Source organism: Idiomarina fontislapidosi (genome assembly GCF_003226255.1).
GTDB classification, from domain to species: Bacteria; Pseudomonadota; Gammaproteobacteria; order Enterobacterales; family Alteromonadaceae; genus Idiomarina; species Idiomarina fontislapidosi.
Genome location: NZ_QJST01000017.1, coordinates 1 through 26,858, shown reverse-complemented (window position 1 = coordinate 26,858; position 26,858 = coordinate 1). Strand labels below are relative to the sequence as shown.

Annotated in this window: 19 protein-coding genes and 1 pseudogene; all 20 read right to left on the bottom strand. The window is 48.2% G+C overall.

Annotation, left to right across the window (positions count from 1 at the left end; all coding sequences use genetic code 11):
- Nucleotides 1-328 precede the first annotated feature (328 nt).
- Nucleotides 329-1,150, bottom strand: coding sequence for a glycosyltransferase family 2 protein (locus DFP83_RS12815; protein ID WP_110576375.1), 822 nt, complete (start codon nt 1,148-1,150; stop codon nt 329-331).
- A 58-nt stretch (nt 1,151-1,208) separates the two neighbouring features.
- Nucleotides 1,209-2,648, bottom strand: coding sequence for a lipopolysaccharide biosynthesis protein (locus DFP83_RS12810; RefSeq protein ID WP_110576373.1), 1,440 nt, complete (start codon nt 2,646-2,648; stop codon nt 1,209-1,211).
- Nucleotides 2,649-3,307: 659 nt separating this feature from the next.
- Nucleotides 3,308-3,856 (bottom strand): annotated as a pseudogene (gene rfbC, locus DFP83_RS12805) (dTDP-4-dehydrorhamnose 3,5-epimerase).
- Nucleotides 3,857-3,858: 2 nt separating this feature from the next.
- Nucleotides 3,859-4,731 carry a glucose-1-phosphate thymidylyltransferase RfbA gene (rfbA, locus tag DFP83_RS12800; protein ID WP_110576371.1) on the bottom strand — a complete coding sequence of 291 codons (873 nt, stop codon included), beginning with the start codon at nt 4,729-4,731 and terminating at the stop codon, nt 3,859-3,861.
- Between the two features lie 7 nt (nt 4,732-4,738).
- A complete protein-coding gene (gene rfbB, locus DFP83_RS12795) occupies nt 4,739-5,800 on the bottom strand; it encodes a dTDP-glucose 4,6-dehydratase (RefSeq protein ID WP_110576368.1) in 1,062 nt (353 codons plus the stop codon).
- Nucleotide 5,801: 1 nt separating this feature from the next.
- Entirely contained in the window at nt 5,802-6,842 is a 1,041-nt protein-coding gene (locus DFP83_RS12790; protein ID WP_110576366.1) for an NAD-dependent epimerase/dehydratase family protein, read from the bottom strand.
- Between the two features lie 25 nt (nt 6,843-6,867).
- The gene (tviB, locus tag DFP83_RS12785; RefSeq protein WP_110576364.1) at nt 6,868-8,166 is read right to left on the bottom strand and encodes a Vi polysaccharide biosynthesis UDP-N-acetylglucosamine C-6 dehydrogenase TviB; all 1,299 of its coding nucleotides are present in this window, start codon (nt 8,164-8,166) and stop codon (nt 6,868-6,870) included.
- 117 nt (nt 8,167-8,283) lie between these two features.
- Complete coding sequence (locus DFP83_RS12780) at nt 8,284-10,557, bottom strand: polysaccharide biosynthesis tyrosine autokinase (protein WP_110576362.1); 2,274 nt, start codon at nt 10,555-10,557, stop codon at nt 8,284-8,286.
- A 132-nt stretch (nt 10,558-10,689) separates the two neighbouring features.
- Nucleotides 10,690-11,133 carry a low molecular weight protein-tyrosine-phosphatase gene (locus DFP83_RS12775; protein WP_110576360.1) on the bottom strand — a complete coding sequence of 148 codons (444 nt, stop codon included), beginning with the start codon at nt 11,131-11,133 and terminating at the stop codon, nt 10,690-10,692.
- Nucleotides 11,134-11,265: 132 nt separating this feature from the next.
- Nucleotides 11,266-12,411 carry a polysaccharide export protein gene (locus tag DFP83_RS12770; protein WP_110576358.1) on the bottom strand — a complete coding sequence of 382 codons (1,146 nt, stop codon included), beginning with the start codon at nt 12,409-12,411 and terminating at the stop codon, nt 11,266-11,268.
- 39 nt (nt 12,412-12,450) lie between these two features.
- On the bottom strand, nt 12,451-14,610 hold the full coding sequence (locus DFP83_RS12765) for a YjbH domain-containing protein (protein ID WP_110576356.1): 2,160 nt from the start codon (nt 14,608-14,610) through the stop codon (nt 12,451-12,453).
- Nucleotides 14,598-15,353 carry a capsule biosynthesis GfcC D2 domain-containing protein gene (locus tag DFP83_RS12760; RefSeq protein WP_110576354.1) on the bottom strand — a complete coding sequence of 252 codons (756 nt, stop codon included), beginning with the start codon at nt 15,351-15,353 and terminating at the stop codon, nt 14,598-14,600. Before DFP83_RS12760 ends, DFP83_RS12765 begins: the two co-directional genes overlap by 13 nt.
- Complete coding sequence (locus tag DFP83_RS12755) at nt 15,354-16,082, bottom strand: YjbF family lipoprotein (protein ID WP_110576352.1); 729 nt, start codon at nt 16,080-16,082, stop codon at nt 15,354-15,356.
- A 3-nt stretch (nt 16,083-16,085) separates the two neighbouring features.
- Complete coding sequence (locus tag DFP83_RS12750) at nt 16,086-16,418, bottom strand: hypothetical protein (protein WP_110576351.1); 333 nt, start codon at nt 16,416-16,418, stop codon at nt 16,086-16,088.
- Between the two features lie 318 nt (nt 16,419-16,736).
- Complete coding sequence (locus DFP83_RS12745) at nt 16,737-17,564, bottom strand: SDR family oxidoreductase (RefSeq protein ID WP_110576349.1); 828 nt, start codon at nt 17,562-17,564, stop codon at nt 16,737-16,739.
- Between the two features lie 10 nt (nt 17,565-17,574).
- Nucleotides 17,575-19,017 carry an FAD-dependent oxidoreductase gene (locus DFP83_RS12740; RefSeq protein ID WP_110576347.1) on the bottom strand — a complete coding sequence of 481 codons (1,443 nt, stop codon included), beginning with the start codon at nt 19,015-19,017 and terminating at the stop codon, nt 17,575-17,577.
- On the bottom strand, nt 19,017-23,495 hold the full coding sequence (gene gltB, locus DFP83_RS12735; RefSeq protein WP_110576345.1) for a glutamate synthase large subunit: 4,479 nt from the start codon (nt 23,493-23,495) through the stop codon (nt 19,017-19,019). Before gltB ends, DFP83_RS12740 begins: the two co-directional genes overlap by 1 nt.
- Nucleotides 23,496-23,569: 74 nt before the next feature.
- A complete protein-coding gene (nadA, locus tag DFP83_RS12730; RefSeq protein WP_110576343.1) occupies nt 23,570-24,601 on the bottom strand; it encodes a quinolinate synthase NadA in 1,032 nt (343 codons plus the stop codon).
- Between the two features lie 86 nt (nt 24,602-24,687).
- Nucleotides 24,688-26,535 carry a DNA repair protein gene (locus DFP83_RS12725; protein ID WP_110576341.1) on the bottom strand — a complete coding sequence of 616 codons (1,848 nt, stop codon included), beginning with the start codon at nt 26,533-26,535 and terminating at the stop codon, nt 24,688-24,690.
- Nucleotides 26,536-26,540: 5 nt separating this feature from the next.
- Nucleotides 26,541-26,762, bottom strand: coding sequence for a hypothetical protein (locus DFP83_RS12720; protein ID WP_110576339.1), 222 nt, complete (start codon nt 26,760-26,762; stop codon nt 26,541-26,543).
- Nucleotides 26,763-26,858 lie beyond the last annotated feature (96 nt).

Here is a 26,858-nt window from a genome sequence, read left to right as displayed (position 1 = left end):
GGTCGAAAAGTAAGACTACCACATGTGGGTAGCTGACCTCCTTCCGACCTATCCCATTACATGAGTGTTGCGGTTATTATCTGAATTCAGGAAATAAATAACGATAAAAACATAAGCGAAACTAAAACAAACCTTTAATTTACTTCAAATCAAACCTAGAGGCATAGAGCGAAACACTTGAAATATCTCTTTACCTGACTACCATAAAATTTAATAATTTCTAATTATATAAACCACAAGATTATGATGCAAAGATAAGGATAACAATTAAAATTTATCAATGAAGTCGATTATTTTATTTGATAAAGACATTAAGTGATTATTTATTTTATTTATAAAAAACATTTAAAAGGCTTATTTTCTTATAGTGTTTTAAATAAATCCTTATGAAATTAGCAAAGTTTCTTTGTACTAGACACTCTCTTAGCTTCGAAACCACCAACTTTTTAAAGTATTTAACTTCTCTTTCATTTGATAAATCATCAAATGAAAAATCGTAAATAATACTTTTACGAGTTCCAGAATGCTTAATACTACGGTTTTCTGCATCAACGCGATAAGTTGCAGTAATCGCACTACTTTTTACAATTAAATTTTCTCGTGCTAATCGAGCCCATAAGTCAAGATCTTCGCCTCGGATAAGACTTTCGTTAAACCCGCCCATTTGTACTAAGCTATTTTTACATACAACAACAACACTAGTCCAAAGTATAGGCTCATAACATGCTTCTGTGAAATAGTCTTCAACTCTACATATTTTCTCGTTTCGATGGTGTCTAAAAAAAACTCTTCCATCAGAATATTCGAAGGAAGTAGCGAAAACTTTTTCATTTGGAAATTTATTTATCATTAGTACAAATTCGTGTAGATGATCTTCTTTCCATATATCATCGCCATCCAAAAAGGCAACCCACTGGAAATTAGCTTTTTTTATACCGCAATTTCTAGCAGCCGACACTCCTTGGTTACTTTGGTTTATTAATCGAATCCGATCATCCTTGATATCTTTTACGACATTACAGCTATTGTCAGTCGAGCCATCATTAACAACCAAGATTTCAAAGTTTTGGTAAGACTGGTTTAAAACTGACGCAATAGTTTTACGGATGCTTAACTCTTTATTGAAAAGAGGTATTACCACTGAGAACATTGCTACTCCATTATTTCCGAAGCTTAAGTTAATGGATTACAAAACTATTAGGCTAAATTTATTCCTTTAGTCCACTTAGAATTTTAATTAGTCCAAACGTCTCTTTACAAAATAAGTATAGTGCCGCATAAAAGGAAATTATTAGAAAACCTCCAAACGTAATTATCTGTAAAAAATCAGATTGAATCAAATCAGACAGAACTGCTTTTAAAGAAAAAGAAGCAATGAATGAGACAAAACCAGCTTTTAATAATGGATAAATATCCGATATTTGCTCCCACACTTCATAGTTTATTTTTCTTCCACCAAAATACATATCAACAACATATGATACTATAGAAAAAATCGAAAAAGAGAGAACCAAACCAATAATTCCAAAGTATACCCCTCCTATTAAGAATGCGACACCTGCTATTTTTTTTAAAACTTCTAAAATTAGAAAAACATCACTTCTTCCTTTAACTTTTAAAATATTCAAATTATAAGCACTTACGGGACGAAAAATCGATACTATAGCTAAAATTTGAAAGTAAGGAACTGCTGGCAACCATTTTTCACCAAATATAAAGCGAAATCCTGGCTCAGCGATTAGAATAAGTGATAGCATTAAGGGTATTACGATTATAAGCAATAACTTTAGAAGTTTTTGGTATGCCATTTTCAGTGCTTTATCGCAATCTAAGTCGGAAAAAAAAGGATAAGAAACTTTTCCTACAACAGCACTAATCTGCTGAACAGGAAACAGCCTTAGCGTGTCTGCATGATGAAAGTATCCAACTTGAGCTGGAGTAAAAAACTTACCAATAACTATACGATAAGCGTCGTTGTATATAGTATCAATTAAACTGGCTATAGTTAATTTATAACCGAATTTAAAATGACGTCGAAAAATACTTTTATCGAATATTAATGAAGGTTTCCATGGTATGAAAACCCAGCTTTGTACCGTAAATACTATAGCTTGAACAAGATTAAGCCACACTAAACTCCACACACCAAATCCTATACTTGCCATCGTTACACCGACCGTTCCTGAAATGAAGGTCGAAGGTAATTGCAACTGCATCTGTAATTTGAAGTTCATTTCTTTAGTTAATTTTGCCACATGAACTGCAACAAAAGCTTTAATTACAAAACTAACTGCCAGTAAACGGATTACATCGGTAAGCACCTCTTGTTCATAAAAGATTGCGATGTAAGGTGCGGAAAGATAAACAACAACATAAATAAGAATACTAACTATAAGGTTAGTAACGAATACGGTCGAATAATCGACTTGTTCTGGATTTTTGGTTCGGATGAGTGAGCTCGTCATACCGCCATCCATCAATGCTGTTCCAATGGATATAAAAACGATAACCATAGCTATTAGGCCAAACATTTCAGGCATTAGTAAACGTGCTAGTATTACTTGAACAGAAAAGTTTATAACTTGCACACTAAATTGTTGTACAAAGCTCCATTTTACACCTGTTATGGCTTTTCTTTTAAGATTCATTTACTTTTCTAATTTTAGAGTTAGGTTTCAATATAGTTAGGTTTCAATATAGTTATTTTAACTATTTATTTTTTAATTTTTAATGACGTCGTTATAAGTTTATTTTTTCTAACAACACCGTTTCTGCACCTTAATAAAATGCTGAGATAGATAACCATGTAGGAGATATATAGACTTCACAGAATCACGAATCGATGTATTGAATGTACTATTCTAAATTTTAATATCAATCAAGTCCTCCTTCACTGCAACACTGTTAGCTCAAAATCATAAAATTAATATGCTTGAACGAAGTATATCAATAATCAACGGCATTATTTACAATTCTTCTGATAATGTTAAAAAATTCTTTTTCTTATTATAGTATGATAGCTGTATTGCGTTCGGTTTAAAGTGTGCCTTAAATTTCTTGCTTTACATTAATGTATATACTATCATCCCGACAAAAGTAATAAATTTGTAGCCCTTAATTACAACCGAAAACTCTCCCGAATCGGCTTTCAATATATTCGTGTATGTTATTACAAACACTGCTAAGCTACATTTGATTTAATAACAAAAGTTAGATGTGCCATTACCCATCATTAATGCCGCTGCCAGGACGAGTTTTATGGGCGTCTGAGTGCTATTTATTGACGTATCAGTCTACCAACGCTTTATTACGCATAGTAGGCAGCCGAGGAGAAAGGTTTACCATATTTATCTTTGTGTGACGTCAAAGGTTTTTCCCCAGATTTTAATGGCCAACTAATCTCTAGTTCTTGATCTGTCCAATGTACAGCTCGTTCATACTTCTTTTCGTAAAAAACCGTGCGTTTATATTGAAAGTCTTCGGTTTCACTTACTACCAGAAAACCATGAGCAAAACCGGGCGGCACCCACAGCATCCGATTATTTTCTTCAGACAAATGTTCACCAACGCATTGGCCAAACGTTGGCGAGCTTTGACGAAGGTCAACGGCAACATCAAATACCTCACCTCGGTTTACTCGAACCAGTTTCCCTTGTGGCTATTCAATTTGATAGTACAACCCACGAAGTGTATTTTTTACGGAACGACTGTGATTATCTTGAGCAAACTTGGTACCAATTCCTGCTTCACGAAACGCCTTTTCGTTCCACGTCTCCATAAAAAGGCCACGCTCGTCGCCAAACACTTGTGGCTCGATGATTTTTACGTCTGGAATTTTCGTCTCAATAATTTTCATGGCTATTTACCTTTTTCTACTAACTTTTTGAGGTAAGCGCCGTAGCTGTTCTTTTTCAGGTTTTCAGCCTCTTGTAACAACTTATCTTTACCGATGAATTCCATTCGGTAGGCAATCTCTTCTAGGCAGGCAATCTTCAAGCCTTGTCGTTTCTCGAGTGTTTCTATAAAACTGGATGCTTCATGCAGTGAGTCAAAGGTACCAGTATCGAGCCATGCATAACCCCGACCAAGCAATTCAACGTTTAAGTCACCACGTTTTAGGTAGGCTTGATTAATGCTGGTTATCTCGAGTTCACCTCGTGCGGAAGGTTTTACGTTTTTAGAGATGTCGACCACATCGTTGTCATAAAAATACAGACCTGTTACCGCGTAATCTGATTTAGGATTTTTTGGCTTCTCTTCTATGGAAATCGCACGTTGGTTATCGTCAAACTCTACGACACCAAAGCGTTCAGGATCGGTTACTTGATATCCGAATATCGTGGCGCCGCTAGCACGTTGCGCAGCACTCTGCAGTAATTTACTCAGCCCTTGCCCGTAGTAGATGTTGTCACCTAAGACCAAACAAACGCTATCTTTACCGATAAAGTCCTCACCGATAATAAAAGCTTGTGCTAAACCGTCTGGACTCGGTTGCACTGCATACTCCAGGTTAACGCCCCATTGGCTACCATCACCAAGCAGGCGTTTGAACCCATCCTTGTCTTCGGGAGTAGTGATCAGCAATATATCTTTAATACCCGCCAGCATCAGTACGGACAGCGGGTAGTAAATCATCGGCTTATCGTAAACGGGTAGTAACTGCTTTGAGATCCCACGAGTTATTGGGTAGAGGCGGGTTCCTGATCCGCCTGCCAGAACGATTCCTTTCATAATAATTCTACGAATTCCCTAATCTATTAAGTTGATAATCGCCTGTTAGGACACTGTTACACCATTGACTATTATCGAGATACCATAGGACGGTCTTGCGTATACCGGATTCAAAGGTTTCACCTGGTTTCCAGCCAAGATCATTTGCAATTTTGGTTGCATCAATTGCGTAGCGCAGATCGTGACCAGGTCGATCGCTTACAAAAGTGATCAAATCTCGGTAGTTGTTAATGCCTGAGGGCTTTTGTGGTGCTAACTCTTCTAATAAGTCACAGATGGTTTGCACAACTTCGATGTTTTGCTTCTCGTTGTGCCCACCAATATTGTAGGTTTCACCCACCTCTCCCTCGGTAACCACTTTAACCAGAGCGCGAGCGTGATCTTCAACATACAGCCAGTCTCGTACTTGCTTTCCGTCGCCGTACACGGGCAAAGGCTTACCTTCCAATGCATTTAAGATCATGTGAGGGATCAATTTTTCAGGAAAGTGATAAGGCCCGTAGTTGTTCGAACAATTTGTCACTATCACGGGTAAGCCAAACGTTCGATGCCACGCGCAAACTAAATGGTCAGAGCTCGCTTTAGAGGCTGAATAGGGTGAGCTTGGTGCGTATGCGGTTGTTTCTGTAAAGAGCTCATCGGTACCTTCGAGGTCTCCATACACTTCATCCGTTGATATGTGATGAAACCGAAACGCTTGCTGCCGTGATTCATCAAGCCCATTGAAGTAGCTTCTCGCTGCCTCTAAAAGCGTATACGTACCAATGATATTGGTCTGGATGAACTCTGACGGACCGTCGATGGAACGATCTACATGGCTTTCGGCTGCTAGGTGCATCACCGCATCTGGCTGATGCTTATAGAATACGCGGTTTATTTCATGCGCACCACAAATATCGACATGCTCAAATGCATAGCGTTCACTGCCTTCAATGCAGGCTAAGCTTTCCAGATTGCCGGCATAGGTCAACTTATCAACGTTAACCACACTGTGCTCTGTATTATGGATCAGGTGGCGGATTACAGCCGAACCGATAAATCCAGCACCGCCAGTGACTAAAATTTTCATATTAATGCTCTAAATTTTTTACGTACCACGGCATTGCCGCTTGAATGCCATCGAGGATTTTGTGAGTAGGCGCATACCCAAGGTGTTGCTGTGCTTTGCTAATATCCGCTTGCGAGTGGCGTACATCTCCCGGGCGAAAATCCCGATATATTGGGGATTTTTCGTAACTCACCCCGTTTAGCGCCAGGTGTTCTTTTATCGATTCAAAAAGCGTATTAAGCGTGGTTCGGTCACCAAGCGCCATATTGTAGATTTGATTCTTTGCCTCATCAGGAGCCGTTGCCGCCAAGATATTTAATTGCACGGCATTGGCTACATAAGAAAAGTCTCGGCTGGTCTTGCCGTCACCATTTATAAATACATCCTGATTGCGGATCATCGCGCCCGTCCATTTTGGAATTACGGCGGCGTATGCTCCTTCTGGGGTCTGGCGAGGTCCAAATACATTGAAATAACGCAATCCAATAGTGTTAAAGTCGTACGTTCTGGCAAATACTTCGGCGTAGAGCTCATTAACGTACTTAGTGACTGCATAAGGTGATAACGGATTACCTATATTCTTTTCAATTTTAGGTAATGCCGGGTGATCGCCATAGGTCGAACTGCTGGCCGCGTAGGTAAAGCTTTGAACATGATTGGCGTTTTTCGCTGCGACTAACATGTTTAAGAAACCGGTTACGTTAGCGCTGTTACTAGTGATGGGATCGTTAATTGAACGCGGTACAGAGCCTAAAGCCGCTTGGTGCAAGACATAATCTACTGGCCCTGCACTGTGGCACATGACATTTCTGCAGGTATCAATATCGCGTATATCACCTTCCACGAACTCAAATCTTTGCCACTGTTTTTCTGAGACCAGTGACTTAACCTCATCGAGGTTATGTTCAAAACCGTTAGAGAAGTTATCAAGACCAACAACGCGTTGATCAAGTTTGAGTAAAGTCTCAAGTAGGTTTGATCCAATAAAGCCAGCTACACCAGTCACTAACCAGATTTTGGGCTTTTTAGTGAGTTCGAGTTTTACTTCGTCGTATCGTGTCATGATGGCATCCTTGCGTTGCGAGCTATTAAAGACGGCAGTCGGCTTGTTCGGCCGTTAGCACATACTTTAAGTCGTAAAGCACGTGTGTCTTTTTGCACAACGCCCGTATTCCTTGTTCACCAAGCTGCTTAAATTCATCATGCGCAACGGCAATAATCGCCGCATCGTATTCGCCCGTTTCAGGTTGATTAATTGGGGTAATGTTATATTCGTGCTCAGCTTCAGAGGCATCAACCCATGGGTCGTACACCGCTACTTGTGCTCCGTACTCGTTGAGCTCAGTGATAATATCGGTGACTTTGGTGTTGCGAATATCAGGGCAGTTTTCTTTAAAGGTTAAGCCTAGCAATAGTACTTTTGCGTCTTTCACGCAGAGGCCTTTTTGCATCATCGCCTTTACGAGTTCTGCTGCCACAAAGCGACCCATGTTATCGTTCACGCGCCGCCCCGCTAGAATCATCTCGGGGTGATAACCCACCGCTTCGGCCTTATGTGTTAGATAGTAAGGGTCTACGCCAATACAATGACCACCGACAAGCCCCGGTCGGAAAGGCAAGAAGTTCCATTTAGTGCCCGCCGCCTCAAGCACCGCTTGGGTATCGATGCCCATTTTGTTAAACACCATCGCCAACTCGTTAATGAGTGCGATGTTTACATCCCGCTGAGTGTTTTCAATTACTTTTGCCGCTTCAGCTACCTTTATACTGGTCGCTTTATGGGTACCTGCGGTGATCACCGTGTTGTACAAGGCATCAACAAAATCGGCGATTTCGGGAGTTGAGCCTGAGGTGACTTTTTTTATTGTGGTGACACGGTGCTCTTTATCGCCTGGGTTGATGCGCTCGGGGCTGTAGCCTGCAAAAAAGTCTTGGTTAAGTACTAAGCCTGAGTGTTGCTCAACAACAGGGAGGCAGTCCTCTTCGGTGGCACCGGGGTAAACGGTGGATTCGTAGATCACCACTGCACCTGCTTTAATCACGCTGCCAATGGTCTCGCTGGCTTTTATAAGCGGCGTTAAGTCGGGCTGTTTATGTTTATTAATGGGGGTTGGCACCGTGACAATAAACACATCGGCATCGCCGAGTGCGTTAACATCACTGGTGTAAGAAAGGTATTCGGCTTGTTGTAAGCGCTCGGGTTCAACTTCACGTGTGTGATCCTGTCCGCTATTCAGTTCCGCCACGCGCTTTTGGTTGATATCAAAACCCAGTGTTTTAAACTTTTGACCAAATTCCACAGCAAGCGGTAGGCCCACATAGCCGAGTCCGATAACAGCGATGGTCATCTCACCGCTTTCTAGCTTTTTGAACAATGTGCTGCTCATTTAAATTCCCTTTATCACTTCGTTCGCCATCCTGGCGTTATTGTGTTTGTTTACCCTGCGCGTTGCGCAACGCGCAGGGTTATTGTGGGGTTGTTTTAGTCGTGCCAACGGCACGACCTACTTTGATTTGTATTCGTACCCATAGCCATAGCCGTAACCGTAGCCGTAGTAAGAACTTGGTTTACGTTCTACGCTATTCAGCACCGCGCCTTTTATCTCTACACCGTTTTGGGCAAAGCGTTTGATGGTGGCCTCCACTTCGCGCACTGGGTTACGACCGTAGCGGGTCACTAGCATATTGGTGCCAGCATAGCGGCCGACTATGGCAGCATCGGTTACGGCTAAAATGGGCGGTGTATCGCACAGTACGTAATCGTATTGTTTCGATAGGCTGTTGAGCAGCTCTTCAAAGCGCGGGTGCATCAACAGTTCTGACGGGTTGGGCGGTGCCATGCCGCGGTTAATGGTGTCTAGATTCGCGACATGAGTCTGTTTTATCAGTGATGCTTCATCGCACTGATTCGATAGGTACTGCGATAGCCCGTTGTCGTTGTCGACATGCAACAGGTTATGTAAGTAACCGCGGCGTAGGTCGGTATCTATTGCAAGCACCTTTTTACCAGACTGCGCTAATACCGCAGCCAAGTTGGCGGTAATAAAAGATTTACCCACTGCAGGGCTCGGGCCGGATATCATCAATATGTTGTTTTTCGCCTCGAGCATGGCAAAGTGCAAACTGGTGCGTAGCCCGCGCAGCGCCTCGATACTTAAATCGGTTGGTTCAGATTGTGCCAGCAGCGGTAAATGCTCTTCATCTTTGCCCTTTTTACGGCGTTTAAGGTGCTTTTCGAGTTTGGCTTCGAGTTTTTCTTGTGTCTCGGAACGGGGAACGCTGGCGTATACAGGAATCCCTACATCTTCGAGCTGCTCGGGCGATTCAATTCCGCGATTAAAGGCGGCACGCACAAACACTAAGCCAACGGCGAGCATCCCACCCAGCATGGTCGCCAGTACTACGATTAGCGGCTTCTTCGGTGCCACTGGCTGTGGCTGGATGACGGCGTCGTCTAGTATGCGCACGTTACCCACGGTGCCTGCTTTCATCACGTTAAGCTCTTGCATGCGGTTCAGCAGCTGCAGATAAATCTCTTGGTTAACCTCTACATCGCGGGTTAAACGCAAGACTTCCTGTTGCGTTTCGGGCAGTTCTTCGATCTCTGCCATCAGCTCAGCCTGTTCGTTTTGTAGGCGTTGCTTTTGTTCGAGTAATGCTTGGTATTGTGGGTGTTGCTGGGTGTACAAACGCGCCAGCTCTGCCTCTTTAAAACTGAGTTCATTTAAGCGCTTTTCGTATTCTACGACCTGTTTTAACAGGCCCTCGGTCTCCATGCTCAGATCCACCGACTGGCTTTTAAGGCGGTATTGGTTGAGCTTTTCTTCTGCTGCGGTGAGTTCGGATTTTAAGTTGGGTAGTTGCTTCTCGATAAACTCAAGGCTGTTTTGTGCCTCTGCCGCGTTACGGCGGATATTTTGCAGCATGTATTCTTTAGCAATGCCGTCTAATACCTGCTGTGCCAATGGCGCGTTGGTGTGCTGAATACTGGCTGAGAGGATGCCCGACTGTTTGCCTTGTTCGCTCACAGATAGCTGTGATGTCCAGTGGTTGATAGCGCTTAAGCGGCTGGTTTTTACGAGTGTAAAGCTGTTGGTGTTAGGGGTGGTGACATCGGTGATGTTTAACAGCCAACCACCGGATTGTTCGGTTGAGCCGACGTTGCCGGAAAGGACGACTTTGTCGTCGTAGATGAGCTCAAATGTCGCGCCAAAGGCGCGACCTACGTCATCCGAAGCATCGTAGCTCGCGCCTTTGGCGCGAGAATCCGTGCCAAAAACGCCAGAATCTGCGCCGTCAACAACCAAGGTCAACGCTTTGCCGGTGGCGTAGGCGGGTACGCGCAGTTCGGCGATTTTAATTTGGTCTTTTTGCTCGGCGCGACGGGCAAGAAAGTTACCAATGATAGGCGCATAGTCGGGTTGCGCGATGATGGTTAGGTCGAGCTGGTCCACCACGGCGCCGATGACCATGCGCGATTTCATGATCTGAATTTCGGTTTCTGCCTCGCTCTCTTGCGCAAACATTTCCGCCATGTCACCGCCCAGTGCGGGCATGCCACTGGATTTTTTCTCTACTTGCAGTAAGGCATCGGCTTTGTAGACCGGGGTTGCAAGTAAGGCGTAGGCGACGCCACAGAGCATGGCAACCAAGGTGATGCCGATGATGGTCCATTTCGCATCCAGTAGGAGTCCAAACAAGCGACCGAGATCGATCTCGTCTTCGTTGCTGTTTGCTGTCTGGGCTTGCGGTTGTGGTTTGTTGTTTACGTCAGTCATGGTTTGTCGGGTTATCCAAGCTTGGTTGCTCGTGCCAAAGGCACGAGGTACGAGATTTTTTGCTTTGCTCGTGCCAAAGGCACGAGGTACGGGATTTTTTGCTTTGCTCGTGCCAGAGGCACGAGGTACGGGTTAGAGTCTCTCTGCCCACAGGGTGGTGGCTTGCTGGAGCTCGCTGAGTACCTGTTGATGAAAGTCTTTTGACTTTTTATACGGGTCGGCGATGTCTTTGCCGCCGGCTTGCCATTGTCCAAGTAGCATGATTTTGCCTCGGGCTTCGGGGTAGCGTTGGCTGAGTATCTCTTTTTGTTTGTGTTCAAGCACCAGCACGAGATCGTGATCGGCTATCAGGTGGCGATCGGCTTGCCGGGCGCTGTGCGGTTGTAGGTTCACGCCATTGGCTTCGGCGACTTCGCGTGCGGTTTTATCGATGTCGTGGCCGCTGAGTTTGGCGGCTTCGGTGGCGATCCCGGCGCTGCTGATATGTTTGTCGGGTCGCGCTTGCTGCAACAGCTGCTCTGCTATCGGGCTGCGGCAGATGTTGCCGGTGCAAATGATAAGGATCTTGTCGAACATCTTTCTTTTTTCCTTGCGCCAAAGGCGCAAGTTACCTCGGTGTCTAGGTTTGTGTTTTTCCTTGCGCCAAAGGCGCAAGCTACCTCGGTGTTTGGGTTTTGCTACGCCGGTGTTTTGGCGGTAAGCATGTGCTTAGTTTTGGATGTCGTCGCGGGCGCGGGCGATGCTATATAGGCCAGTTACTGAGGGCAGTATTTGGCTAATTACGCGGTTCCAGCGTGCTACTGGTGCGGCGGTGACATACACAATATCGCGTGGTTGTAGCTCAAATTGCTCGGCGAGCACGAGTGCGGTGGCGTTGCTCGCATCGAGTTGGAATACCTGGGCGAGGTAACCTGAATCTGGTTGCGACTGGCGGATTACAAAGATGCCCGACGCATCGGCGGTGTTGTTATACAAGCCACCTGCATCACTCAGTGCCTCGGCGAGGGTTGTCCCGTAGCGCCCGACCGGGTAGCTCTGTGGCTTGGTGACTTCACCTAGTACAAACACTTTGCGATGATCGTTACGCGCCACGTTAATAATGTCGCCAGCTTTTAAAATAATGTTTTCCTGGGTATCACCGCGTTGGTAGAGATCGCGCAACGAGTAGACCTGCTCGTCGCTGCCGCGGGTGAGGGTCACTTCGGTCCAGTCCGCTGCTGGAGTGAGTCCGCCACTTTGCGAGACCGCCTCGATTAATGTCATGGGCACATTACTGATAGGTAGCGTGCCGGGTTTTTTCACTTCACCGGTGACATAAACCCGTTGGCTTCTAAACGCCGCTACGGTGACATCCACTTGTGGCTTTTCGATATAGGTTGCCAGGCGTTCGGTGATTAACTCGCGGATCTCGGTGACCCGCTTGCCCGCTACCTGAATTTTACCCACGTAAGGGTAAAAAATGGTGCCGTCGTTATGCACCCAGTTGCCGGCCTCGGCGGGCGCACGCATCGAGCCCGCCGGAATCGTGAGTTCGGGATGATCCCACACGGTGATATTGAGAATGTCGCCACGCCCTACCACATAATCGTATTGGTTTCGTGCCTGTTCCAGCTGCGGGTTGGCTTGAGGCTCAGAACTTGTCTGATGTGCATCCAGCTGAGCAATCAGCATCGGGCTGATGGCGTGGATCTCTACCAAATCGCTCCAGTCTGCTTCTTTAAACGCCTCGCCGCTGGTGTAATCGCTATCCGCAAGCAAGCTACTGCCGGATGGGTCAGGAATGTGTGCGCCTGGAGACAAGGCACAGCTGCTTATCAACAGGGAGGTTAATGCAACAGTTAAAAAACGTTTCATGATGAATGTGGTCGACTCAAATGACTATTTAAAATGGAATTACTGCTCGTTATAAAACGGGTTTCGGCTATCGGTCATGCCATACAAGCTGACAGGGCGGCTAAGCATTTGCCCGCCATCTCGGGTAATGGGCTGCCAGCCTAACGCGGCACGGCTTTGACTCGGCTTCACCGAGAACAGATCGAATGGAATACTGATATACACGCCTTTGGTAAACGAACCCTCACCGTATTCTTGGCTCGAGACATTGGTCACCGCGGCGTAAGCACCCACAATGGTGCCGGAATCAAACTTATGCTCGTAAGACAGTTGTGCACCTTCATCGCCCGCCAAAAAGCGACCCACGGCGAGTTTAAACAACTCATTAGGGAACCGGCTGGGCTGGTAATAGCCGGTGATATGTCCTGTCCATACACGATAGTCGGCTAAGCCCAAGGTACTATCGGGGCTGCGCTGTTGTACTCGGTTAATATCAACGCCCCAAGCAAAGTCACTGGCAAAGTCGCGGTTTAATACGCTCACCCCGACACCTGCGAACATGCGTTCTAAATACCCTGCATAGGCGGCGCCATACCAATTCTGGGTGAGCTTTGCGGTGTAGCGACTGTATAAACGCTCCATCCAGATGTCTTGCTCGTCGTAGTACTTACGCACCTCGGTTCTTACACGCGGTAAGTCACTCTCGTAGGCATCAACAAAGTAGTTAAACTCATCGTAGTTATTGACGATATTGATGCCCCACTCCGATTTAAACTGCCACCGCGGTGTGAGATTAAAAGTGAGCGCTGGATTCACCGAGAGCTGGTAAAAATAGAGTTTTTCGGCACTCCCAATCGACTGTTTAAGCCGTGGTGCGACATCTAAATCCCAGCTTGGAAACGCCTGTTGTTTGCGCCAAAGCCACTCGCCTTGCTGCGTTGCATCGCTACTGCTGTGACTTTTAACAGTGCGGCTCAGCGGTTGATTAAAGCGCTCGCCGAGCAAGGTGGCTTTAAATTCATCGGCGTTCACGGTATCGGTTCTAACCGCCATGCCGTGGTTCACACTGACCCATTCATAGCTTTTTATATCGTTGGGCGCGATGTTTGCCAAAATGCGCGTGCTCCGTTCGATACGCGCTTGGTGCGAGCGAAAATCACTGTGATCGTTGTGAAATAATGTGAGCCGATGTTGGTTCTGCTGCACCGCGTTTAACTCAACGCCCACCTCGTTTTGCAAACGCTCACTTAACACTGAAAGCTCATTGGCTTTATTGCTACTGGTTGCCGGTTGGTGATTATTATCCGGTGCGTGATACGCGCGTGGTTTTGCACTTTGTTGCGGCATCGGGTTATGGGATAAATCCGCCTTCACCGAGATGTTAAACATCAGGGTGTTACCACGTTGATAACTCAGCCCTAAGCTCAGGTTTTCACTCACCGCGTATTTGGCGCCCCAGTTCCACGGGCTATCGGCTTTTACTGGCGGCTCGGTAAGCGTCGGGTCTATCGGGTTCTTAAAACGCTCATTCTTATAATCGTTGCCGTCATATTCGAGCTGTATGCTCAGCGGCGCGTGAGGTGTTTGATAGTCCATGCCGACAAACACAGCGGTCTGCCCCCTAAACCAGTCATCGATTTCGAACTGGCCGCCGGTTCCCTTTGTGGTGTCGGTGCGTTGGCAAAATCTATCGGCAACATGGCACAGCGGATTATTAATATTGCCGCGTTGTGCCAAATAGCCCCAACCGATTCCGCCGGTAATATCGAGGTGTCCCCAGTTGTTGTGATCACCCAGTGCAAACTGCTTACTTGCCACCAGATATTCACCCGCGAACAATCCCGTGCCACCCATATCGCGCCAGCCTAGCGCCACTTCTGGACGCCACTGGGTTTCTTGTAGCAATCGCAATTTTACGTCTACGCCTTTATCTTTAAGGCTCTGACTACTGAAATTGGGGTCGAGGCTGTATTTCTCGTAACGGATATCGGTGTACCGCGCGGTTGCCTCGAGCCACGGAAACACTTGTAAGTTCACGGACATGCGTCGAAACGCATCGTTATCGGCATAGGTTAGGCTCAGCGTTCCTTGCGGCTGCATGCGCGCCGTCGGCATTTGCATCAACCCGACGCCACCATAATCCGATTGGCTCTGCGCGTGTGCGGTTAAGCTCGCGCTAGCAGCGATTAATGCAAGGGCGATTTTGCTTAAGCCTGACATGGACTACTCGGTTGTTTAAGGGCTTTGCCCGGTTGCCAATAACGCAACAACTCAACGGCTCTGTGGTTGATATCACTGAATCCTGCCGGCAACTGTGAGCGCGCAAAGCCTGTAAATACATGGCTACCGGGTTGCAGCATGAGTTGCCAAGCATTTTCGGACGTAATCGGTGTCACCTTGCCACTTTGATCGACCTCAAAACGTTCACCTTCGCTCATTTCGTGCGAGAGCCCAACGTCGTGCGTGCCTTCGGGCGCATCGCTGATAACCAAGCTATAGTGTGAATAACGTGGGTTTAAACGCCAGTTATCACGCGGTGTCCCCAGTAAGTTATCGGGCTCGATACCGTGTTGAATCGTCGCGAGCAAGGGCCACTGTTGTATCTGCTGTTTTAGTAATTGTGCTTGTTGAGACAACGCCGGTTTATCATTGCGTTGGTAAATACCCGCCAGCAAGTTTAACTGGACGATAAGCGCCTTGCGTTTGAGTTCGAGTTTGTTTTGCAGCTCTGGCGTGCATAGTCGTGCACTACGCCAATACATTTGGTGTGCGTTGGGTACGCGCGTGATGAGATCATGCAGTCGCGGCTCACCATAAAACTGCAGCGCTTGCAGTGTTGCGTTATCACCCGTTATGACGATCGCGGCAGAAAGCGGTGTTTTTTGCTCGGCTACCGCGTGCTTTATTTGCAACAAACTACTGAGCGCGAGTACCACGATTACCCACTGAACACGCGATGACATTTAGTAGCGTGCCTCGCTGATCACGATGCGATCGTCTGCATGAGGGGTTAATTGCTGTTCGCTGCGTACCACAGTGCCATCACTGATACTGATCCAATAGCGATTCACCCAGTGTTGAGTGGTCGTCGTGTTGCCATGATGAGTAAGTAGACTGACCTCTTCGGCGAGCACACGTGTTGGAATCGCCCCTCTTAGCGGGGTAGTGACCTCGGTGCGCTGTTGCCAACTTAACTGATGAGCACTGTGCATGCGCTCAACACGGCCTTGGTTATTTTGCACGTCGGCAACAGAGCGCCACAGCGCTGGACATGGATGCTTACTGCGGTTCACGTTTTGCTGCCAACATCCCAGCGGATCGGTTTCTTGCTTTGCCGTATAAATGCGATTGGTGGTTAACCCTTGTGTACGTATGACACGACCGTTTCGCGTAACCAGCGCCTCGTTCTGAGTCACCCAACGCTTCACCGTGTAGTCTGGTGTCTGCTCAATCTCAGATAGCACCATGGTTGCGGTGGCATTGTCGCCGAGTTTTGCATAAACCGCGGCACCCGGTAACTGCTTAAGCTGCTCAGGCGATAAACGGTGCTGCTCTGCGGAGTTTAACCAGTAAGCGACCGTTGCATTCGCCCCCTGCAAGCCCGAGGACAACCATTGGTCGCTCACCGACTGACAGGCAGACAAGGTTAACAGCGCGATAAAGGCTATCGCGCCGTTAATACACTGCTTCACGAATTAATTATTGGTTGTGGTCGACGTACTTGTGGTGGTGTTCGAGCTGTCGTCTCTGTTGTTTTCGACAGTTACCGCAGCCGCTGCGACAGCTGCCGTTGCTGCTGCAACCGTACCAACGGTTAAACCACCTGCGGCTGCGCCTGTGGCTGCAGTACCCGCAGCACCTGCTGAAGTCGCACCAGCAGAGCCTGTCGCTGTACCCGACGCCGTACCCGATGCAGAACCTGAGGCGGTTGAGCCTGATGAGGTTGTTGTGGTGCTTTCTTTATCTTGCGCTAATGCTGGAGCGCACACCAACAAAGAGGTTAATGCTAACGAAATGAACGTTTTCATAGGTGATTCCTTCACACTGGGTGTCATAAAATTAAGTCAAAAACGACTTAACGGGTAATTCCGTGACTAAAAAGTAAACGTTTAAGAAGCGTAGAATAGATTGAGATGAATTGCAATTCGGACACGCTACCGCCCTTGGGTTGAGGTTCCCAATTACCTGAGCGCGTTAAATTCCGTTTTCGCTGCGTGTCTTTGTCAGACGTTTGCTTCATCCATGAATTGTCCGACATTAGACCAAACACGCGGGCGTTACGCAACAACAAAATTGTTACAAAAAGGCTAGTTGAATATTAAGTAACCAACTCCTCTGGCGCACCGTTATGGCTGCGCCAGCCCCTCTTTATAACTGGGGTATAAGAGGCTGTATCCGGTGCTGCGGAGTAAGCGATTACTACAGCGTTTCGAGCCGCGCGGACCTGGACCGGGCTCCACTGGACCATTGAGTTCAACGCCCTCTTGCTCGGCAAGGTACTGATACACTTGGTATTGTTTGGTGGGCTTATCGTCCGACACCAAAAATAGGCGATGACGGTGTTGCGGAAAGCGCACTAAATGAAAGATGAAGCTCGCCACATCATCTTGATGGATGCGGTTGGTCCAGCTATCACGCAAGGTGGCTTTGCCCTGCTGCAACTGCTTGCGCATAAAGTCGCGCCCCTCACCATAAATACCGCTGCAACGTAAAATCGTCGAAGGCACGGGTAAGTCGCGGATCAGGTGTTCGGCTTGTAACAGCATTTGCCCAGAATCAGAATCCGGCGCCGTCGGGGAGGATTCATCCACCCACTCTCCTTCGCGTTGGCCATAAACGCCCGTGCTGGAGACGTAAATCACATAGGGTGAGTAACTGAGCTCGCTGATGACTTGCTGCAAATGCCGACACGGCACCACATAGCCTTGACGATACCCCTCTTTGGAGTATTCGCTCGGCGTTAGGGTGACCACCACCAGATCGACTTTGCGGGCGCTGAACAAGGCACGCAGGTCTTGTTCATTACTGGCATCGGCTGCCACCGTCTCGACACCGTTGATCAGTGGTTTGTTGTCGGGATTACGACACGCGCCGACGACCTGATGATTGTCGGCAACCATCAGTCGTGCGCTGCGTTGGGCGATATCGCCATAACCTAATAAGAGTATATTCATAGTGCTCATACTAATGATTATCGGCTTGGCTGTCCAAATAATCGAGTATGCCCTCTGCAGCGGTACGGCCCTCGGCTATCGCAGTGACGACGAGGTCCGCACCGCGTACCATGTCACCCCCGGAAAAAATCTTTGGGTTACTGGTTTGCATCGCGAATAGACCCATTTGATCGGGCTCTGCTGTGGCAAGTACCGTGCCCCACTCGCTCAGGTTCACTTGGTGCGCGTTTAACCACTCCGGCGGATTGGGTTGGTAACCAAAAGCAATGAGCACGGCGGTCGCCGGCATTACGAACTCAGAGTCCGGTACCGGTTGCGGTCGGCGACGACCTTCTTCATCGGCAGGGCCTAGCTCAGTGCGCACCATTTTGACACCACTGACGCGACCATCTTCACCTGCCACCACGGCGAGCGGTTGTAGATTAAATTCAAACTCGACCCCTTCCTCGCGTGCGTTTTGCACTTCGCGGCGCGAGCCGGGCATGTTTTGTTCATCGCGCCGGTAGGCACAGACCACCGATTCAGCGCCTTGACGAATAGAGGTGCGTACACAGTCCATCGCGGTATCACCGCCGCCGAGCACCACGACTTTTTCGCCTTCGAGGTTAATCAGCGGGTAATCGGGCATGGCGGTATCCAGTAAGCGCTGGGTGTTACCAATTAAAAACGGCAGTGCTGGATACACGCCAGGCGTGTTAAGCCCTTCTAACCGTCCATCCAGCGCCTTGTAGGTGCCTAATCCTAAAAACACGGCGTCGTTATCTGCCATTAAGGTATCAAAGTCGATATCTTTGCCCACTTCTACGCCGAGTTTAAACTCAATACCCATGTCGCTGAAGATCTCACGACGTAACTTCAGTACTTGTTTATCGAGCTTAAACGGTGGAATACCGTAGGTTAGGAGTCCACCGATTTCGGGGTAACGGTCATACACCACAGGTTTCACACCGTTACGTACCAACACATCGGCACAGGCGAGCCCAGCGGGACCGGCACCAATAATGGCGACTTTTTCGGGGCGTGCCTCGACATCACTTAAGTCGGGGCGCCAGCCTTGTGCAAACGCCTGATCGACCATCTGCTTTTCGATACTGCCAATGGTGACGGCACCAAAGTCATCATTAAGCGTACATGCGCCCTCACACAAACGGTCTTGCGGACACACGCGACCACAAACTTCGGGCAGGCTGTTGGTTTTGTGCATGAGCTCGGCGGCTTCAAATACGCGGCCTTGGTTAGCCAGCTCCAACCATTGCGGAATGTAGTTGTGCACTGGGCACTTCCACTCGCAATAGGGGTTACCACAGTCGAGGCAACGGTCGGCTTGACCTTCCAGCTGCACATCGGACATGGGTTCATAGATTTCTTTAAATTCGATACGACGCGATTCGACCGGGTGTTTGGGTGGGTCGATGCGTTGTACGTCTAAAAATTGATATACATTCTTGTTCATTACATCACCTGCACACGTAGTTCGGCGGTCGAGCGGGCGCGGTGGCCTAGCAACGACGCAATATCAGCGGACTTAGGTTTAACGATGACAAACTGTTTTACGATGTCATCAAACTCTGCCAGTAGCTGTCTGGAGTACTGACTGCCGGTGGCTTCGTGATGTTCATGAATCAGACCGCGCAGGTGTTCTTTGATAATGGGTTTATCCACTGCAACCGCCTCGACCAGTTCGCCGTTTAGGCGTCGATGCAGGTCACCGTCGATATTACGCAAGTAGGCGAACCCACCGGTCATACCGGCACCAAAGTTAATACCGCACTGACCGAGTACCACAACGATACCGCCGGTCATGTACTCGCAGCCGTGGTCGCCAATGCCTTCTACCACTGCGGTGGCGCCTGAGTTACGCACCGCAAAGCGCTCACCGGCACAGCCTGCTGCATAGAGCTTGCCGCCCGTGGCACCGTACAAACAGGTGTTCCCCATAATGGTGGATACCTCACTGGCGTAGCTCACACCGGTCCGTGGCTTAATGACGATACTGCCGCCCGCCATGCCTTTACCGACGTAGTCGTTGGCATCGCCGGTGAGGTGCAGTTTAAGTCCGCCGGCATTGAAGGCGCCAAAGCTTTGACCTGCGGTGCCCATAAAGCCGAGCTGGATAGGCGCTACCGCCATGCCTTGGTTGCCGTGTTTTTGTGCGATATAACCACTGACCATAGCCCCCACTGAGCGGTCATCGTTGCGAATGGTGAGTGACCAGCTGCCCCCTTGGCGGTTATCAATTGCCTGACGCGTGAGTTCGAGTAAGCGCTGATTGAGTCGGCCTGGGTCATAAGGCGGATTTTTCTCGACACAGTATTTGGCATGCTCCGACGCGGTACCCGCTGCCGCGAGCAAGGGTCCGAGATCCATCGAGTGCTGGCGTTGGGTTTCGCCGGGTAAGCGCTCAAGTAAGTCCACGCGCCCAATGGCGTCGGTAATGCTGTTTAGGCCCAGTTTTGCGAGCCACTCACGGACTTCTTCGGCAATAAACTCGAACAAGGTGATAACCCGCTCGGGCAAGCCGCGGAAGAACTCTTTACGCAAGGTTTCGTCTTGGGTAGCGACACCGGTGGCGCAGTTGTTCAGGTGGCAGATACGTAAGTACTTACAACCCAATGCCACCATGGGGGCGGTACCAAACCCAAAACTCTCGGCACCGAGGATAGCGGCTTTCACCACATCGAGGCCGGTTTTGAGTCCGCCATCCACTTGCAAGCGGATTTTATGGCGCAGGTTGTTATCGACCAGCGCTTGATGCACTTCGGCAAGACCTAGCTCCCACGGCGAGCCGGCATACTTAACCGAGGTAAGCGGGCTGGCACCGGTGCCGCCATCGTAGCCCGACACAGTGATTAAATCGGCGTAGGCTTTAGCAACGCCGGTGGCGATGGTGCCAATGCCTGGGGTGGAGACGAGTTTCACCGATACCAAGGCTTTTGGATTCACTTGTTTGAGATCGAAGATCAGCTGTGCGAGATCTTCAATCGAGTAAATATCATGATGCGGTGGCGGTGAGATCAGTGTGGTGCCAGGCACCGCAAAACGCAGTTGAGCAATTTCTGCGGTCACTTTTTCGCCGGGCAGCTGCCCCCCCTCACCGGGTTTCGCGCCCTGCGCTACTTTAATTTGTATGACATCGGCATTTACTAAGTAATGCGGTGTCACGCCAAAGCGACCCGACGCCACTTGTTTAATGCGCGAGTTTTTACTGCTGTTAAAGCGTTTGGGGTCTTCACCGCCCTCACCGGAGTTAGAGTGCCCGCCAATGCGGTTCATCGCCTCGGCGAGTGCTTCATGCGCTTCGGCACTGAGTGCGCCAATTGACATGGCTGCGGTATCAAAGCGTGGGAACAAGGCTTCCTTCGGCTCGACGTCGTTGATATCAATCGGTGTTGCCGCGCTTGGGTTGAGTTTAAGTAAATCGCGAATATGCGCGACTGGGCGCTCGTTCACATAGCGCTGATACACTGCGTAATCTGCTTGCTTACCGCTCGCTACTGCGGCTTGCAGTGAGGTGACCACATCGGGGTTGTAAGCGTGGTATTCGCCACCGTGTACGTATTTGAGCAAGCCGCCATGGGGCAGTGGCTTACGTTTTAGCCAGCATTGCTGGAAGATACGTTGTAGATCGGTTTGTACATCGGCAAAGCTGGTGCCGTTAATACGTGCCGGTGCGTTGGCAAAACAGGCATCGAGAATTTCTTGATTCAGCCCCACCGCCTCAAACAGTGACGAGCCACGATAGCCAGCAATACTGGCGATACCCATTTTAGAGAGGATTTTAAGCAGGCCTTTATTCAAACCTTGGCGGTAGTTCATCACTGCTTGTTTGACATCCATTGCCAATTTGCCTTGATGTACCAGTTGTTCAACGCTCTCATAGGCTAGGAACGGATACACCGCGGTGGCTCCTAAACCAAGTAGCACCGCCATATGGTGCGGATCACGCGCTGATCCGGTCTCGACAATGATATTCGAGTCACAGCGTAACTGTGCTTTCACTAATGCTTGTTGCACGGCGCCCACCGCCATCGGTGCGGGGATCACCACTTCGCCTTTGCTAAATTCACGGTCGCTGAGGATCACCATCACGCGGTGTTGGTTTTTCACCACATCGATGGCGGCGTCGACCAAGTCGGCAAGCGCCTGCTCGAGGTTTTTCTCGGTTGGACTAAATGCCAGACTCAGGGTGGCGTGACCATAATGATGCTCATCGAGCTCGCGTAGCTGCTTGAGGTCGGTGTACATCAAAATCGGTGACTCAAACACGACGCGGTCGGCATCGCCTGATGCCTCACTGAACACGTTATGCTCGCGCCCGATGATGGTCTCGAGCGACATCACATGGCGCTCACGAATCGGGTCTATTGCGGGGTTGGTCACTTGCGCGAATTGCTGGCGGAAGTAGTCGTACAGCAAGCGCGGTTGTTTTGATAACACCGCCGTTGGGGTATCGTCACCCATCGAGCCAACCGCTTCTTGCGCGTCCTTGGCAAGCACGGCAACCACTTGTTGCAGTTCTTCGCGGGTGTATAAAAAGGCTTTGTGCAACACCAGCATTTGGTTGTCGTCGTACAAGCGCTGCCCGATTTTATCGGCACTGCAGCGTTCGAACGGCACTAAGCGACGGCGATGTTCGGTGAGCCACTGGCGATAGGGCTGACGACTTTTCAGGTCATCTTCGATTTCGCCGTTGTGCCAAATGCGTCCGGTGTAAGTATCCACCGCCATCATTTGGCCAGGACCGAGGCGACCTTTTTCTTGTACGTCGTGTTCTTCGTAATCCCAAATACCGACTTCTGAGGCAATGGTGAGAATACCGCTTTTTGTCAGGACATAGCGTGCTGGACGTAGACCGTTACGATCGAGACTACAGGCAACGTGACGCCCGTTACTCATGACCACGCCGGCAGGACCGTCCCACGGCTCCATGTGCAAGGCATTAAATTCATAGAAAGCACGCATCTCATCGCTCATGGTGCTATCACCCTGCCAGGCGGGTGGGATCAGTAACCGCATGGCACGGAACAAGTCCATACCGCCTGCGAGTAACAGCTCCAGCATATTATCCAGCGAGGCACTGTCGGAGCCTTCTTGGCCCACTAGGGGTGCAGCTTGCTGTAAATCAGGCAGGAGTGGGCTATGGAATTTGTAGATACGCGCTTGCGCCCACTGGCGGTTACCCCGAATGGTATTGATCTCGCCGTTGTGAGCAAGAAAACGAAACGGTTGCGCTAACCGCCAACGCGGCTGGGTATTGGTAGAAAAGCGTTGATGGAAAACGCAGATTGAGGTTTTCAGCGCTTTGTTAGCCAAGTCGGGGTAGTAGCGTGGTAAATCCCCCGCCATCATCAAGCCTTTGTAGACTAACAGCAAGCTCGACATTGAGCAGATATAGAGTTCATCGGCGCTGAATACGCCTTGCTCGACTTTTTGTTCGACCCGACGGCGCGCCATGTACAGGCGACGTTCAATATCTTTTTTGCGCCAACCCGTGGGGGCGCTGATTAATACTTGTTCGATTTTAGGTTCGGCGGCTTTTGCGCCTTCGCCTAATACGGAATCATCGACTGGGACTTTACGCCAGCCCACCACACTGAGGGTTTCTTTTTGTAGTTCTTGCTCTATGAGGTGGCGTGCAGATTCGCGTTTATCGGAGTTACGTGCAAAAAAGACCATGCCCACGGCAAATTTCTTGCCGAGGTTCCAGCCTTGTTGCTCTGCGTACTCACGAAAGAATTGTTCTGGAATTTGTAGCAACAAGCCGCAGCCGTCACCGGTCTTACCGTCGGCACCGATACCACCTCGGTGCTGCATACGGTCGAGACCTTGTACAGCGGTGCTGATGAGATCATGGCGAGCATCACCTTCGATGCTCGCAATTAGGCCGAACCCGCAATTATCACGGACGTCATCGGCATGATACAGACGCATGACATCTCCACGAATAGTTATTCAGTGGAACTACATTATCATGCAGAAATTAACTTGTATATTTGCTTTTTATGCTACTTTTTGAATGCCAGCATGCGATCGAGGGGTATCATCGCCTCTTTCGCGAGCTGCGGGTCAACATGAATTTCATGCTGTTCACCGCCGTGCTCAAGGGCTTCAGCGATAGCCACCAAGCCGTTCATCGCCATCCACGGGCAATGTGCACAACTGCGACAAGTTGCCCCATTACCGGCTGTGGGCGCTTCTAGGAACGTCTTATTAGGTTGCAACTGTTGCATCTTGTAGAAGATGCCGCGGTCTGTTGCCACGATAAAGGTATCGTTGGGCAATGATTGGCTGGCTTTAATTAACTGTGAGGTTGAACCCACGGCATCGGCCATGTCGACAATGTTTTGCGGTGATTCTGGGTGTACCAAAATCGCGGCTTCAGGGTGCAGTTTTTTCATGTCGCGCAAGGCTTTGGCTTTAAACTCGTCGTGCACCACACACGCGCCCTGCCACATCACCATGTCGGCACCGGTTTGCTTTTGAATATAGCCACCTAAGTGACGGTCCGGTCCCCAGACGATTTTCTCGCCTTGGCTATCGAGGTGTTCCACTAACTCAAGCGCCATGCTTGAGGTGACGACCCAATCAGCACGTGCTTTAACGGCGGCTGAGGTGTTGGCATACACCACCACGGTGCGATCCGGGTACTGGTCACAGAACTCTGCGAATTTATCCGGTGGACAGCCTAAATCAAGCGAGCACTCGGCTTTTAGGGTCGGCATTAACACGGTTTTTTCGGGCGTTAAGATCTTCGCGGTTTCGCCCATGAAACGCACACCAGCGACAATCAATGTTTTGGCATCATGGTCACGGCCAAAGCGCGCCATTTCTAATGAATCAGCCACACAGCCACCGGTCTCCTCGGCAAGCGCCTGGATTTCGGGATCGGTGTAGTAATGCGCCACCAAGACTGCGTTTTTATCTTGCAGTAGTTGTTTAATGCGCGCTTTATATTCCGCCTTTTGCTCATCCGTTAAAGGTTTAGGCTTAGGGGGAAATGCGTAATCTAAATTATCGACCGTTTGAATAGCTGACATGATGTTACTTCGTTTGGGTGTTCGTTTATTCTACGTATGTGTGATTATATCGGATTTCAAGGGTGGCGGCTATTGCTGCCGTGCCACTAGTCAATAACCAGCGGCGCATCGCCCTCAAGCAACTTAACAAAGTCATCGGTGGTTTTTACCTTTAGATCTATTTTCAGCCATTTAGCCATATTTAAGACTGGAAGGTTTAAATCATCGCCGTGCTCTATCGCATGGTTCATATCTTGAGCAAGCTTGCGTTGTGTAAGTCGTTGCTTTGCTATTTGTTCGAGAGCACTTGCCTCATACGCATCTGTGTTTTCTTTAATCTGTAACACTCGTAGACTATAGACTTCTCGTACTCGCTGAGTGCGTTTCTCTAGCTTAGTCGAGAAGAGGTCTAACTGATCAAGCAACCAAACAACAACTGACGACGAAATTCCTGTAACAACAACCATCATGGCTTCCGACAAAATATCGCCCATCGGCATTTTGCTAACAAAACCAAGTATGGTCTCTTCAAACGAGTAACCGACATAAGTCGTAACAGTTGTAGCTAGAAGCTTCGTGATCGCATCGCCTTTTTGTGCGGGACTGGAATCGCTGCACAGAATTTTTATCGATTGCATGATGGCCGAAAACCCTTCCATCACGATTTTAAGGCCCTTTTTCAGAATACCTACGAACATGTCCACGATCGCATTAACGATATTTCGGCAAAGGTTTAATAACGCATCTTTTATAACATCAAACCCCATAGCCGCTACGTTTCGTTTTACGTACTCAAAGGCACGGTTTAAACGATACTTAAGCGCCGACAACGTCGAGCTTTTATCTGTTCCAAATTCAATTCCGTTAGCAAATATGTCCTTAAATTCAAACATAATCGGCTTTACGATCAAGAGAATGACTTCGCCTATTCCTCGGTTCTGGAGTTCTTTTTTTCCCTGTTCAGCGGCACTTCCCACAGCCTCTTTTACAAGTTTGCTGTCTTTAGTTAAATTTCGCGCAACGGTTTTATTGGCCTCTCCATCTGAGGCTTTACGAGCATCTTTTTCTCGCTGCTTGGCATTTGCCAATGTTTGTTTGGTTGGCAGAGCCTCTAACTCTTGTTGCTGCTTTTGACTTAGCTTTCCTTTTTTCTGTTTGCTAAGCAATTCATTTCTCTTTAGTTCAACATCAGCAGCCAGTTGAGTCCAAGTTTTAGCACCCTTTTTCGTGTTCAGTTGCGCAGAAATTTCATCAAAATTTGTATCACGGTTAGCAATCCGTTTAATGTCCTCTTTCGACAACGCTTTGCTTACTCCGTATTCATCAAAAAGGTATTTTAATGGGATGTTATGGTCAGTATGCGAAATACGCTTTGACGTTTTCTCGCCGTTAGAACGAAGAGCAGAGACCCGTTCACTATTACTTCTGTGAAGTCTTCGACGTTGACCGTTTTCGTTTGTTTCTAGTTCGCTGTAGGTTTGACTACTTTCGTTATAACGATTCTTTTTATAGTTACTGAGCGCCGACTTGTTTTCAAGCTCATCGCGACTGTATTCGCCTTTATTATCTCTATTACCCTTCGAAGACGCGTCTAGTCGTTCTTTATCTAGCCTTTGATCCTGTGAGACTTGGCTATTCTGATCATAGTCAAACTGTTCAACTTCATTCGCCAATCGACTAGCAGTAATACCTTTATCTTTTAACCCGAGCTTTTTGATCCCCACAAGACCATCACAAATACTTAAGAAAACAGGTTTTACCAAACTAGATGCACCGTTTTGCTCTTGCATTACCTGTTCATGAACTTGCGACATCACCTCGAGAGAGTTGCGCTGATCAAAGAGTTCAACTTTTAAAAGCAGCCGGCTTGCTTCGAGTGGAGACGCCTCGCTTAAACGATTAAACAAATTATCCGAATCGAATTGTAGTTGTTCTAATGAAGCCTCACTACTCATAATCGTTAGCTCGCTCGTTCAAACTGCTGATTTAACGCTTTGTGCAGTTTCTCAGCTTTCTCAGTATCTGCCTGAAGTATTTCACCACTTTCAGATAAATAACCTAAGTTAGCCATTTGTTTGAGTACGATGGACAAGTTGAATAACGCTAAAAACTCTTCGATATGAACATTCGGAAGCAATCGGAAATCTAATCTTAAGCTGAACAGATTATTCTGCTCACTCATTGGTAGTGTTCATAATTCTGTGTCATTTCGTTAAACTAAGCAAAAAAAGAGATGACATATGACCAAAACCAATTTCGACATGGATGCCGCTTTAAA